We start from the raw sequence: 13,125 nt of genomic DNA on the forward strand, positions 1-13,125 counted from the left end.
AAACGACATGACAGAAGTGGTTTCAGGGGCTAACGGCAATGATGGAGAGGCCACGCGGACCTTGCGCCTTTTCTGCGGATATTTAAGCGGAAGGCAGGCAGTCTCCGGATATGCCGGGGTAGAGAGCCCCGCATGCGATATCACGTACTGGCGTGTGACTATGACGAGACCCTGGCCACGAAAGGTGAGGTTCCGCAGGCGACGACGGAGGCGCTGGAACGGGTCTCACGTTCCGGTCGCAAGCTCATCCTCGTCACCGGGCGTGAGCTGGACGACCTGCTCGGCCACCTTCCGAGTGCGGAGCTGTTCGACCTGATCGTCGCGGAGAACGGGGCCCTGCTCTACGACCCGGGACAGCGCACCAGGGACGCCCTGGCCCAGCCCCCGCCCGTGGAGTTCGTGAACCGGTTGCGCGAGAAGGGGGCCACCCCGCTGGGCGCCGGTCACGTCATCGTGGCGACCCGGGAACCGTACGGTACCGACGTGCTGGAAGCGATCCGTGACCTCGGCCTGGAGCTTCAGGTCATCCACAACAAGGGCGCGGTCATGGTGCTCCCCCCGGGGGTGAACAAGGCCACCGGGCTGGCGGCGGCGCTGGAACGGCTCGACGTCTCCCCGCACAACGTGGTGGCCGTCGGCGACGCCGAGAACGACCACGCGTTCCTGACCACCGCCGAATGCGGGGCCGCCGTGGCCAACGCCCTGCCCTCGCTCAAAGAGCGCTGTGATCTGCTGCTCTCGAAAGAGGCGGGCGAGGGCGTCACCGAACTGGCGGAGCTGCTGCTCGCCACCGACCTCGACGGAGTGGAGGTCGGCCGCCGGCACGTCCTGCTCGGACACCACGAGGAACGGGAAGTGCGGCTCGTGCCGTACGGCACCGGGCTGGCGGTGGCGGGCCCCTCCGGGAGCGGCAAGTCCACGGTGACCACCGCCCTCCTGGAAAGGCTCACCGAGGCCGAGTACCAGTGCGTGGTCATCGATCCCGAAGGCGACTACAGCGAATATCCCGACGCGAACGTGCTCGGCGACACCAAACGGGCACCGAGTGTGGAAGAGGTGCTGCGGCTGCTGGAGCCGCCCAGGCAGAACGTCGTCGTGAACCTGATCGGGCTCGCGCTGCGCGACCGGCCCGCCTTCTTCGCCGAACTGCTTCCACGGCTGTCCAGCCTCCGTGCCCGTCTCGGCCACCCCCACTGGGTGATCGTCGACGAGGCGCACCATCTGATGCCGGCCGAGCTCAGCGAGGTTCCCCTGAAGGATCCCCGGGACGTCGGCTCGCTGATGCTCATCACCGTGCATCCCGAGGCACTGAGCCCGGCCGCGCTGCGGCTGGTCAATTCCGTGATCGCCGTCGGCCCGGACGGCGACCAGACGCTGGCCGCGTTCGCCGAGCCGCTGCACCGCCCGGCTCCCACCCAGGAGGGGGACGAGGGCGACATCGCCCTGTGGCACACCGATGCAGACCGCGCCGAACGCGTGAAACTGCTACCCGGCCGGACCGAGCGAAGCCGCCACCGGCGCAAGTACGCGGCGGGCACGATGTCCAAGGAGAAGAGCTTCTACTTCACCGGTCCGGACGACCGGATGCGGCTGCGCGCACGCAACCTGCACACCTTCGTCGAGCTCGCCGAGGGCGTGGACGACGAGACCTGGCTGCACCACCTCGGCCGCGGCGACTACTCGGCGTGGATCCGCGAGTCGCTGGGCGACGACGAGCTGGCCGAGGAGGTGGCCGGCGTGGAGGCGGAGAAGGACCCCGCGGCCGAGGACAGCAGGCGACGGGTGGCCGAAATGATCGACGAGCGTTACACCCTGCCCGCCGAGCCCACCGACCACGACCCGGACCACTGAGGAGCCGCCTCCGGAAGGCCGTGTGCCCGGCACCCTGGTGACGGGAAAGCGGAATCCCCAGGCCGCGGGCCTGGGGATTGGGTGGTGGTGGGCGATACTGGGATTGAACCAGTGGCCTCTACCGTGTCAAGGTAGCGCTCTCCCACTGAGCTAATCGCCCTCGATGAGGAATCAGAGCGGACGACGGGATTCGAACCCGCGACCCTCACCTTGGCAAGGTGATGCTCTACCACTGAGCCACGTCCGCGCGATCACGCGAGGCCGTGGCCCCGGTGACGCCTCTCCAACTTTACCGGATCCCGACGATGCGAGAACCTCTCGAGGTGGAGACGGGATTTGAACCCGTGTACGCGGCTTTGCAGGCCGCTGCCTCGCCTCTCGGCCACTCCACCAGGCTCTGACGAGCGGACGACGGGATTCGAACCCGCGACCCTCACCTTGGCAAGGTGATGCTCTACCACTGAGCCACGTCCGCGTGAACCCGAAGAACGCTCCCCGGGCCACGCAAAGACTCTAGCGCGTTCACGGACCCGGCGTGTGCAGTCCACGACGCGATCCCAGCGCGAACGACGGGCCTTTAGCGAGTCTTTGGCATGTTCAACAGGTGTGCGCCCGGCGCGGCCCACCGCCCGCCGTGATGGCGGGGAAGGGGCGGGCTCCGCTGAGGCGAGCGTGATCCTGCCCGAAATCGGGCAGAATCCTTGGCGTGTCGACTGATTCCTGCGTAAAGTCCTGGCCTGTGTCAACCGCACGGCATTCCTATGAGGATCTGATCGCTCACCTGACCCGCACGACGTCGCTCGGGCCGGGAGAGGCCACACGAGTGGTGGCGGAGGTCGTCGCGTACTTCTCCGAGTCCGTCGAGGAGTTCGTCCGGCGCCGCCACGCCGAGATGAAGGCTCGTGGCCTCACCAACGACCAGATCTTCCCGGGCATCATCGCCGAGTTGTCCATGCGCCGTGTCGCGGCACCGGAGCTGTCCCTGCGCCAACTGCGCCGCATCGTGTACGGCTAGCGCCAAGGAGATCGAAAATGTGTGGAATTGTCGCCTATATCGGGCCGAAAGATGCGGCACCGATCCTGCTGGAGGGACTGCAGCGCCTGGAATACCGCGGCTACGATTCGGCCGGTCTCGTGGTGAACAACAAGGGACTCAAGGTACGCAAGGTCAAGGGCAGGGTCGCCGATCTCGCGGCGGCCGTGCCGGCGAGGTTCAAGGGCGGCCTCGGCATCGGGCACACCCGGTGGGCCACGCACGGCGTGCCCAATGACGTCAACGCCCACCCGCACCTGGACACCGAGAACCGGATCGCGGTCGTCCACAACGGCATCATCGAGAACGCCGACGAGCTTCGCGCCAAGCTGGTCGCCGACGGCGCCGTCTTCCTCTCCGAGACCGACACCGAAGTGCTCGCCCACCTCATCGCCCGCACCGTCCAGGAGACCGACTCCCTGGAGGACGCGGTCCGCAAGGCGCTGAAGAGCATCGTCGGCACGTACGGCATCGCCGTGCTGGACGCCGAGCGCAACGGCGAGATCGTGGTCGCACGCAACGGCAGCCCGATCGTCATCGGCATCGGCGAGAAGGAGATGTTCTGCGCCTCCGACGTGGCCGCCCTGGTCCGCTACACGCGGCAGGTCGTCCACCTGGAAGACGGCGAACTCGCCGTGCTCAAGGCCGACGGCTTCCACACCTTCACCATGGACGCCCGCGCCACCTCCAAGAAGCCGCTGACCGTCGACTGGGACGCCGGGCACTACGACACCGGCGGCTACGAGCACTACCTGCTCAAGGAGATATCCGACCAGCCCGAGTCGGTGGCCCGCACGCTGCGCGGCCGCCTCGACGGCCGGTTCAACATCGCCCACCTCGGCGGCCTCAACCTCGACCCCCGCGAGACCCGCGCGTTCCGGCGCGTCAAGATCATCGGCTGTGGCTCGGCCTACTACGCGGGCCAGATCGGAGCCCAGCTCATCGAGGAGCTGGCCCGCATCCCCGCCGACGCCGAGCCGGCCTCGGAGTTCCGCTACCGCAGCCCGGTCGTCGAGCACGACACGCTGTACGTCGCCGTGAGCCAGTCGGGGGAGACCTACGACACCCTGGCGGCCGTGCAGGAGCTCAAGCGCAAGGGCGGCCGGGTGCTCGGCGTCGTCAACGCGGTCGGCAGCGCGATCGCGCGCGAGGTCGACGGCGGCGTCTACCTGCACGCCGGGCCAGAGGTCTCGGTCGCCTCCACCAAGGCCTTCACCTCGACGGCCGTGGCGTTCGCCCTCATCGCCCTGCACTTCGGCCGGGTGCACGACCTGTCGCCGGCCGACGGGCGGCGCATCGTCGAGGGGCTGCGGAAGCTCCCCGACCAGATCGAGGAGATCGTCAAGCAGGGCGACATCATCGAGGCGCTCGCGCAGAAGTACGCCACCCATCCCAGCATGATGTTCGTCGGCCGGGTGCGCGGCTATCCGGTCGCCCGCGAAGGCGCGCAGAAGCTCAAGGAGATCTCCTACGTGCACGCCGAGGCGTACCCGGCGAGCGAGCTCAAGCACGGCCCGCTGGCGCTGATCGGCCCTGAGATGCCGACCGTGGCGATCGTGCCCGACGACGAGCTTCTCGACAAGAACCTCACCACGCTCGGCGAGATCCGCGCCCGTGGCGGCAAGGTGCTGATGGTCGGCCACCGCGTGCCCGACAGCAAGCTGGTCGAAGACGTCATCGTGGTGCCGAAGAACGAGGTCGAGCTCGACCCGATCCTGCTCGGCATCCCCCTGCAGCTCCTCGCCTACCACGCGGCCGTCGCCCTCGAACGCGACGTCGACAAGCCCCGCAACCTCGCCAAGAGCGTGACGGTCGAATGACCAACATGCGATAGCGGGAGGAGTCGTACAGTCGTCTGGTGAGCAACCTGGAACGGGATCCGCAGGAGACGGCGTGCGGCGGCCGGAGCGAGAGCGCGGAAGGGCCGGCGCGCGAGCTGCTCATCGGCCGCGACGTGGTGCTGGGCGGGCCGCGAGGGATGAAGGTCACCAGGACCCTGCCCAACCGGGACCGCCGGATGGTCGGGGCCTGGTGCTTCGTGGACCACTACGGCCCGGAGCCGGCGAGCATGCGGGTGCCACCGCACCCGCACACCGGGCTGCAGACGGTGAGCTGGCTGCTCGAGGGAGAGGTGCTGCATCGCGACAGCATCGGCAGCGAGCAGTTGATCAAGCCCGGCGGGCTGAACCTCATGACGGCCGGCCGTGCGATCTCCCACTCCGAGGAGTCGCCGCAGGAGGCGGTGCTCCACGGCGTGCAGCTGTGGGTGGCGCTGCCGGACGCCTTCCGTCACGTCGAGCCCTCCTTCGACCACCATGCGGTCCTCCCGGCGCTCACCCTGCCCGGCGTCACGGTGACCGTGATCGCCGGAGAGCTCGACGGGCTGGTCTCACCGGCGCGGACCTACACGCCTCTGGTCGGCGCCGAGATGGCGTTCGACGACCAGGCGCGGATCCGAGTCCCCGTGCGGCCGGACTTCGAGTACGGCGTGATCACCCTGTCGGGCGGGATCGACGCGGACGGGGTCGAGCTCGACCGCGGGCCGCTCCTCTACTTCGGACCCGGGCGGTCCGAGCTGGTCTTCCACGCCCGGCGTCCCAGCCGCGTCCTGTTCCTTGGCGGCGAGCCGTTCGAGGAGGAGCTGGTCATGTGGTGGAACTTCGTCGGCCGCGGCCACGAGGAGATCGAACGGTTCCGCGAGGAGTGGTCGAGGGGAAGTGAGTTCGGCACCGTGCAGGGCTACGACGGCGATCCCCTCCCCGCCCCGGCCCTCCCCGCGACGCCCCTCAAGCCCCGGGGCCGCCGGCGCTGACCCCGGAGGGCGCTCCGGGGTGGTGGTCAGAGCAGGGCGGTGGCCACGCTCAGCCTGTCGGGGCGGTTCGTGAACCGGATGAGCTGGTCGACCTCGCCGGTGTCGGTACGGACCGCGTAGATCCCCAGCCGTTCCCACATCATGCCGACCAGGACCGTGGAGGAGTCCCGCCACCCCATGAGCCGCGCCTCGGCCATCGCCTGCCTGAACTGGGGGTAGGAGCGACCTTCGCCCATGCTCCCCTGGTGGGCGTCGATGATCCTGAGGTCGGGGGCCCGCTCATGGACCCGTCCAGGGCCCTGCGGCCAGATCAGGGCGGCGAGGCGCCGGCCGTCGGGGGACATGGCGGTGTTGCCGGGACTCTGGGCGTAGACGCTCTGGAGCTCCACTCCCGCCATGGACACCTGCTTCCGTACGGTGCCGTCATCCGCGACGAGCCTGAGATGACCGCTGCCCATGGTGTTCGCGTAGGCGTCGTACATGGGGATCAACGCGTCGCCCGCTCCGAGCCCCAGCACGCAACAGTGTCCCGGTAGCTCGGTGGCGCGTGTCGTCGCCAGATCCACCAGCATGGCGGGCTGCCGTGCCGGCCGGGCGTCGTCCAGCGGCTCGAAGCCGACCGCCAGCCGCCGGGCGTCCGGTGCCCAGGCGATGTGCGCGGTCACCGTGGACAGGACGGCCCGTTCCACGGTGAAGGCGGTGCGGACCTCACCGGTGGCCAGGTCGTGGACGAGCAGGCGTCCCGCCTCGTCGAAGTAGGCGATCATGCGTCCATCGGGCGCGATCGCCAGGGCGCCGTCGTTCTCCACCATGCCGTTGCGGATCTCGGGCGCGATCGCGTCGGGCACGCGGAAGTGCCGGCCGTCGACGGTGAGCAGCCGCCACTGGGCGCAGTCCCGCCATTTCGGCTCGGGCACGAGCTCGCAGGGCGAGGTGTACGCCAGCAGCGCGGGCGGGACCGCGCCGGACGGCAACGCCGCCGGCGTCCTCGACGGCAACGTGATGGTCTTGGTCACTTCGGGACGCATCGCCGGAACCATGTCCTTGTCTGTCGTGGGGAGCCGGGCCAGTGCGACCGCGACCGCGATCGAGGCGACCACGGCCAGCGCCGGGAGGAGCAGGAGCCGCCTCCTGTGCCGCCTGGCGCCGCCGATCGCGCGGTCGGCCACGTCTCCGATCGCCGGCCCCTGGGCGGCGATCTCTCCCAGCATGTCCTTGAGCCGCGTCATCATCTGCTCCGAGGGGTCGTCAGGTGGGTCTCGGACAGCAGATCGGCCAGTTCCGGCGCCAGCGTGCGCATCCTGCGCAGGGCGTGGTGCGTCTGGCTCTTGACCGTGCCGACCGAGCACCCGAGGATGCGTGCGGTGTCGGCCTCGCTGTGGTCCTCGTAGAACCGCAACACCAGCACGGCCCGCTGCCGAGGGGTCAGCCGCCGCAGGGCGTGTTCGAGCACCACCCGCTGGACCGCCGTGTCCTCATGGTTCTCATGTCCTGCTATATCGGGCATGTCCGCACGAGGAATCTCGCGGTTCCTCGCGACCCGGCGCCAGGACACGAACTCCCGGTACAGGGCGGTGCGCACGTAACCTTCGGGGTTGCCGTCGGCCTGGATGCCGTGCCATCTGGTGACCAGCCGGGTCAGCACGGTCTGCAACAGGTCCTCGGCCTGATGCCGCCCACCGGTCAGCAGATAGGCCGTCCCCATGAGCGCCTGGCCCCGAGCCGCCACGAACTCGCGGAATTCCTCATGACGATCCACGACACCTCCTCTGCTCCACATACGAGCCGAGGCACTCGATCCGTTGGCACTCGCGGCGAACCGCCAGGGATCACTTGAACCGTTCGCGGCATTTACATCCTGGACACACGGCGACAAACTCGGGGCACTGTAAGCGCTTCGACTGGCTCCACCCTCCGGTCCTCGCGCGTCCCGTCGACGGCACGGTCCGGCTCGCCTTCGACCTTCCCATGCCGGCGGTGTCGTACGTGGAGGTGCGTCCCCGCCCGGACTGAGCCCCGGCGCGCGATTCGCGCCACAATGGCGGCGTGAGAATGGGAGCCGCGGTCGCGCCGCTGGTCAGCGGGGCGACCTATCGGCGGGGGATCCATCTGCTGCTGGGTGGCGTGCTGCTGCTGCCGTACGTGCTCATGGGCGCCGCCTTCGCACGGATGCTGAGCGTGCCGCAGACGCCGCGTGCGCTGATCCTGCTGGTGCTCGCGCTGGCCGTCCTGGTGGCCTGCGTGCCGCCGTTCCTGCGGGGCACGCGCGCGCTGGAGATCGTGGCCGCTCGGTCGCTGCTCGGAGTGCCGCTGCCGGACCCGCCCGCGACCGCCGGGTCCTGGCGTGAGGAGCGCGAGACCCGGTTGCGCGCCGCGCTGTGGTTCACCCTCCACCTCGCCATCGGCGGGCTGGTGGTCCTGCTGCTCCTCGTCCCGCTGGTGCTGGGCGTGTTCTTCATCGTCCAGCGGTTCGGCCTCGCGGGCGGGGCGCTGGACGGCTTCCGGGCCGGGCCGCTGACCGAGCACGACACCGGGTGGCTGACGCTGCTCGGCGTGGTGATGCTGGTCGGCGTCGTCTACGCCGTGGCGGGGCTCGGGGCGCTGGCGGCGGTCATGGCCCCGGTGCTGCTCGGGCCCTCCCCGGCGGAGCGCATCGCGGCGCTGGAGGCGCGCGCCACGCGGCTGGCCGAACGCAACCGGCTCGCCCGAGAGCTGCACGACTCCATCGGGCACGCCCTGACCGTCACCACGTTGCAGGCGGCCGCCGCGCTGCAGGTGCTCGGCACCGATCCGGCCTTCGTGCGCGGCGCGCTCGTCGCGATCGAGGACACCGGGCGGGCCGCGACGGAGGACCTTGACCGCGTGCTGGGCATGCTGCGCGAGGACGAGCCCACCGGCCGGCCGCCGCACCACGGGCTTGCCGACCTCGACACGCTCGTGGCGCACGCGCGCGGGACCGGAGCGGAGGTGCTGACGCGTGTCGAGGGCTCCCTGAGCGAGGTGCCCGTCCCGGCGTCGCGCGAGGGCTACCGGATCATCCAGGAGAGCCTCACCAACGCGCTCCGCCACGCCGGTCCCGTGCCGGTCACGCTGCACGTCGCCGTCGACGGCCCTACGCTCGCGATCGAGGTGGCCAATCCCGTCACGGGCTCGTATCCACGGCGGGGCGGCGGCCGGGGGCTCGACGGCATGCGCGAACGCGTCACCCTGCTCGGCGGGACCATGACGGCCGGGCCGGACGGCGGGCGGTGGAGGGTCTCGGTGTGCCTGCCCACGCGGGAGCCGTGAGTGGCCGTGACGAGGGGGAGTGGATGTGACGAGGGGAGTGGGCGTGACGAGGGGGAGTGGGCGTGACGATTAGGGTGGCGATCGTCGACGACGAGGAGCTGGTCCGGGTCGGGCTGCGGGTGATCATCGATGCCCAGCCCGACCTGGAGGTGGTGGGCGAGGCCGCCGACGGGGCCGAGGTCATGGCGATGGTGGCCCGCACCCGGCCCGGCGTGCTGCTCATGGACGTGCGGATGCCCGCCATCGACGGCATCGAGGCCACGCGCCGGCTGCTCGCCGCCTCCGGCGGGCCGCCACGCGTGCTGGTCGTCACGACCTTCGAGAACGACGACTACGTGTACGAGGCGCTGCGCGCGGGCGCGAGCGGGTTCCTGCTCAAGCGCACCCGCCCGGCGGAGGTCGTGGAGGCGGTGCGGGTGGTGGCACGCGGAGAGTCGTTGGTGTTCCCGGCGGCGATCCGGCGCCTGGCCCGCTCGTACGGCGCGGCCGGCGGTCCCGCCGGTGACCGGCTCCGCCGCGCCCGGCTGACCGAACGGGAGGAGGAGGTCCTGCGGCTCATGGCGACCGGCCTGTCCAACGCCGAGATCGCGGCGCGGCTCGTGGTGGGGGCGGAGACGGTCAAGACCCACGTCGGCAACGTGCTCACCAAGCTGGCCGCCCGCGACCGCACCCAGGCCGTCATCACCGCCTACGAGTCGGGGTTCGTCAGCCCGGTCGGCTGAGGCCCGGCACGGGAGACGATGTGGTCGCACATGGTGGTCAGGGTCTCGCGCGCCGGGGACGCCGGGAGGCGGAGCAGGGCCTGGCCGGCCCGGCTCGCGTAGCGCTCCACCTCCGCGCGCGTCTCCGCCAGGCCGGGGGAGCGCCGGAGCAGGCGTGCCGCGGTGGCGAGCTTGTCCGCGTCCCTGATGGGACCGGATGCCAGCAGCTTGCGCAGCCGTGCCGATCCCCGGCCGCGCCCGCGCACGGCCCGTAGCAACGGCAGGGTCGCCACGCCCTGCCGCAGGTCGGCGTTGGCCGGCTTGCCCGCCCGCAGGGAGGGCTCGGTGAGGTCGAGGACGTCGTCGGCGAGCTGGAACGCGATGCCGAGCGCCTCTCCGTACGCTCCCAGGGCGTCGGTGGCCTCCGCGGAAGCGCCCGAGGCGTGCGCTCCGAGCCGCGCGGCGAGCGTGAACAGGGCCGCCGTCTTGTCGGCGATCACGCCCATGTAGTACCGCTCGGGGTCGGCGTGCCGTCCGGCGCCCACCGTCTCGCGGAGCTGGCCGGTGACCAGCCGGGTCAGCATCCGCGCCTGCTCCTCCACCGCTTCCGCCCCGAGCGGCGCGGCGAGTTCGGCCGCCTTGGCGACCAGGTAGTCGCCGGCCAGGATGGCGACCCGGTTGCTCCAGCGCGCGTTGACGCTTGGCACGCCGCGGCGCGTGGCCGCCTCGTCCATGACGTCGTCGTGGTACAGCGAGGCGACGTGCATGAGCTCCACGGCCGCCGCCGCCCGCAGGACGGTGGGGCGGTCGGGGTCGCCGAACCGCGCGGCGAGCAGCACCAGCGCCGGGCGGATCCGCTTGCCGCCCGCCGCGAGGAGATGCGTGGCCACGGTGGACAGGAACGGGTCGCCGGGGTGGTGCACCGTGGTGCGCAGCAGGGCCTCGACGCCGGCGAGCGACCGGTGCATCCACGCGGCGAGGGCGTCGTCGGAGATGATCCACATGGTCGGATCGGCCACGGCGGCAGGCGGGGTGAGGGATGAGGATGACAAGGCGCCCCCTTGGCGGGTGGTGCGGGAGATCCGCACCACCCACGTTCGCGCCGGGGCCCGTGCCGGCGACTCCCCCCGGCACGGGAACCGCGTCCCCCGCACGGGGGAAAACGGCGGCCAGTGCGGCCACCCTGAACGCTTCGGCACGCGGGGCGACAGGGGAGCGGCGCGGGGTCAGGGCGCGTCGTGGGCCGTGGGCACGTGGGGAGACAGGGCGAGGCGGCGCTGCTCGGCTTCGACGATCTCGCGTGCCAGGAGTTGCTCGGAGATGTCGACGGCTTCGGAGCTGGCCTCGGCGAGGTCGCTGCGCCGGGCGTACTCGTCGAACAGCGAGCTCTTGCGGCGCAGGATCTCCAGCATGCGCTGGTCGACGCTGTCGGCCGCCAGGAGGCGGTGGACGCGGACCTTGCGCACCTGTCCCATGCGGTGCGCCCGCGCGACCGCCTGGCTCTCCATGGTGGGCTTGACCTGCGGCTCACAGATGATCACGACCGAGGCGGCCTGGAGGTTGAGGCCGATGCCGCCCGCCTGGATCTGGCTGAGCAGCACGGCGTGGCCGGTGGCGGCGGTGAACTCGTCGACCACCTCCTGGCGCCGGACCGCCGTGAGGCCGCCCGAGATGGGACCGTGCACACCGTCGCCGAGAACCCGCTGGACGGCCGCGAGGACGTGGCGGAAGTAGGAGAAGACGACCACCTTGAGGTCGTTGTCGGCCGCCTCGACGACGAGCTCGCGCAGCCGCTCCAGCTTGGCCGACTTCTCGTGGTCGGCGTAGGCGGCGCGGCGCATGGCCATGAAGTTCCCGGCGGCCACGGCCTCGCGGTAGGCCTCCGTGTCCGCCGCGCTCAGCTCCTCCCACTCGTCGACGTGGACGAGCTCGGGCAGCTCGGCCAGGACGTCCTGCTGGTTACGGCGCAGGTAGGCCGGAGCGACGGCTCTGCGGAACGCCTGCGGGCCCGCCGCGGCGTCGCCGGCGTGGATGCCGGGGACCAGCTCGGGCTGGAGGTAGCCCACCAGGTTGCGGAACTCCTCGACGCGGTTCTCCATCGGGGTTCCAGTCATGAAGAGCACCCGGTCGGTACGCGCGCACCAGGCGGCGACCGCCTGGGACCGGCGGGCGGCGGGGTTCTTCACGTAGTGCGCCTCGTCGACCACGAGCATCCCGAGCGTGACGTCGCCGGGGAGCTCCAGACGGTGCAGGGCGTCGATGGTGGTCACCGCGACGTCGCCGTTCCGCGCCCACTCGGCCAGCGCGGCGGGCCGGTCGGTGCCGTGGACTCGGTAGGCCTTCAGCGTGCTGCGCGTCTCGATCTCGCGTGACCAGTTGATCAGGACGCTGGCCGGGCAGGCGACCAGGAAGTGCGTGCGGCCCTCGGTCTTGAGGTGCGCGAGCGCGGCGATGGCCTGGATGGTCTTGCCCAGGCCCATCTCGTCACCGAGGATCACCCGTCGCTGGGCGAGGGCGAAACGGGCGCCGAACGCCTGGTAGCCGCGCAGCGAGACCCTGCGGTGGGTGTCGTCGAGCGCCTGGGCGTTGACCCGCGCGGACACCTCGCCGGGAAGGAAGCCCTCGGAGGCGACGCGGTCGGGTTCGAGGGCCGCGATCTCGGCGAGCAGGTTGTAGTACTCGGGCGACTGGATCTCGAAGTCGATCCACGCCTCGGTCGCCGAGACCGGCGGGCGGAGCAGGTCGGTGGTGGCCTGGGAGATGAGCAGGCGCGTGCCGCCCGAGCCCGCCTCCGCGAGCAGGGCGGCGATGTCCGCGACGGCTTCCCAGGCCCGCTCGCGGCCCTGCCTGCTCGTGAACAGCATCCGCAGCCGTCCTCGCGCGGCACGCGCGGCGGGCAGGAGCGGCGTCAGCCGCTCGATGACGCCCCTGGCGGCCTCGCACGCCCGCGGAAGGTCGGGACCGGCGGTGACCAGGCGGTTCAACGCGACCAGCATCGCCGTGGTGGCGGGGTCGCGCCGCTCGACGTCGATCTGGATGCCGACCGTCTCCTCGGCCGCTCGCGCGATCTGCCTGGCGGCGGCCTGGACCTGGCTCGCGGTGTGCGCGCCGATCCCGGGGACGAGTTGCAGAGCGTAGGGGGTGGCGTCCAGGACGTGCTGGACCGTCGTGTACCCGGCCTGTTCCAGGGCTCCGAGGCGCAACCGCCCGTTGGTGACGTCCTTCAGCCGCGCGAGGGGGATCGCGGCCAGGTCGTCGCGGGCCAGATCGGCGCGGAGCGAGGACAACGCCTCGTGCACGTCGGCGCGGACGCGTGTGTGGTCGGCGAGCAGGGTGCGTGCCGCCGCGAGGAGCCGCTCGCCCTCCAGGAGGAGAGCCCTGACCTCCTTGCCCGTGAACGCCGCCCCCTCCTGTTCGACCGTGCTCACATCTCTGCCCTT

The 13,125-nt window shown here is 71.1% G+C and carries 10 protein-coding genes and 4 tRNA genes; 6 read left to right on the forward strand and 8 right to left on the reverse strand.

Features of this window, described 5'->3' with window-relative positions; translation table 11 throughout:
* The first annotated feature begins 132 nt into the window (after positions 1-132).
* Positions 133-1,851 (forward strand): HAD hydrolase family protein, encoded by a 1,719-nt coding sequence (locus ABD810_RS09985; protein ID WP_344937116.1) that lies wholly within the window; start codon positions 133-135, stop codon positions 1,849-1,851.
* A gap of 85 nt (positions 1,852-1,936) precedes the next feature.
* Here ABD810_RS09985 and ABD810_RS09990 read toward each other — a convergent pair.
* The 4 genes from ABD810_RS09990 to ABD810_RS10005 form a co-directional block, all read right to left on the reverse strand.
* Positions 1,937-2,011 (reverse strand) — tRNA-Val (locus ABD810_RS09990).
* Between the two features lie 15 nt (positions 2,012-2,026).
* Positions 2,027-2,098, reverse strand: a tRNA-Gly gene (locus ABD810_RS09995).
* 74 nt (positions 2,099-2,172) lie between these two features.
* A tRNA-Cys gene (locus tag ABD810_RS10000) sits at positions 2,173-2,243 on the reverse strand.
* A gap of 11 nt (positions 2,244-2,254) precedes the next feature.
* A tRNA-Gly gene (locus tag ABD810_RS10005) sits at positions 2,255-2,326 on the reverse strand.
* A gap of 264 nt (positions 2,327-2,590) precedes the next feature.
* On the opposite strand from ABD810_RS10005, the gene ABD810_RS10010 reads away from it, so the two are divergent.
* The 3 genes from ABD810_RS10010 to ABD810_RS10020 are packed head-to-tail and all read left to right on the forward strand — an operon-like array spanning position 2,591 to position 5,696.
* Positions 2,591-2,866, forward strand: coding sequence for a hypothetical protein (locus tag ABD810_RS10010; RefSeq protein WP_344937119.1), 276 nt, complete (start codon positions 2,591-2,593; stop codon positions 2,864-2,866).
* Between the two features lie 17 nt (positions 2,867-2,883).
* On the forward strand, positions 2,884-4,704 hold the full coding sequence (gene glmS, locus ABD810_RS10015; protein ID WP_344937121.1) for a glutamine--fructose-6-phosphate transaminase (isomerizing): 1,821 nt from the start codon (positions 2,884-2,886) through the stop codon (positions 4,702-4,704).
* A 38-nt stretch (positions 4,705-4,742) separates the two neighbouring features.
* Positions 4,743-5,696, forward strand: a complete 954-nt coding sequence (locus ABD810_RS10020; protein ID WP_344937123.1) for a pirin family protein — start codon at positions 4,743-4,745, stop codon at positions 5,694-5,696.
* A 26-nt stretch (positions 5,697-5,722) separates the two neighbouring features.
* Here ABD810_RS10020 and ABD810_RS10025 read toward each other — a convergent pair whose 3' ends face one another.
* Together ABD810_RS10025 and ABD810_RS10030 are read right to left on the reverse strand one after the other, a co-directional pair.
* Positions 5,723-6,925 carry a hypothetical protein gene (locus ABD810_RS10025; protein ID WP_344937125.1) on the reverse strand — a complete coding sequence of 401 codons (1,203 nt, stop codon included), beginning with the start codon at positions 6,923-6,925 and terminating at the stop codon, positions 5,723-5,725.
* Positions 6,925-7,455, reverse strand: coding sequence for a SigE family RNA polymerase sigma factor (locus ABD810_RS10030; protein WP_344937127.1), 531 nt, complete (start codon positions 7,453-7,455; stop codon positions 6,925-6,927). Before ABD810_RS10030 ends, ABD810_RS10025 begins: the two co-directional genes overlap by 1 nt.
* 293 nt (positions 7,456-7,748) lie before the next feature.
* Here ABD810_RS10030 and ABD810_RS10035 point away from each other — a divergent pair, with 293 nt between their 5' ends.
* Positions 7,749-8,984, forward strand: a complete 1,236-nt coding sequence (locus tag ABD810_RS10035) for a sensor histidine kinase (protein ID WP_344937574.1) — start codon at positions 7,749-7,751, stop codon at positions 8,982-8,984.
* Positions 8,985-9,046: 62 nt separating this feature from the next.
* On the forward strand, positions 9,047-9,706 hold the full coding sequence (locus ABD810_RS10040) for a response regulator transcription factor (RefSeq protein ID WP_344937130.1): 660 nt from the start codon (positions 9,047-9,049) through the stop codon (positions 9,704-9,706).
* On the opposite strand, the gene ABD810_RS10045 is transcribed toward ABD810_RS10040, so the two are convergent.
* Together ABD810_RS10045 and ABD810_RS10050 are read right to left on the reverse strand one after the other, a co-directional pair.
* Positions 9,673-10,737, reverse strand: a complete 1,065-nt coding sequence (locus ABD810_RS10045; RefSeq protein ID WP_344937133.1) for a polyprenyl synthetase family protein — start codon at positions 10,735-10,737, stop codon at positions 9,673-9,675. The two genes, ABD810_RS10040 and ABD810_RS10045, sit on opposite strands and share 34 nt — an antisense overlap.
* A 174-nt stretch (positions 10,738-10,911) precedes the next feature.
* Positions 10,912-13,113, reverse strand: coding sequence for a DEAD/DEAH box helicase (locus tag ABD810_RS10050; RefSeq protein ID WP_344937135.1), 2,202 nt, complete (start codon positions 13,111-13,113; stop codon positions 10,912-10,914).
* Between the last annotated feature and the right edge of the window lie 12 nt (positions 13,114-13,125).

The sequence above is a fragment of the Sphaerisporangium flaviroseum genome (assembly GCF_039537005.1).
GTDB lineage: Bacteria > Actinomycetota > Actinomycetes > Streptosporangiales > Streptosporangiaceae > Sphaerisporangium > Sphaerisporangium flaviroseum.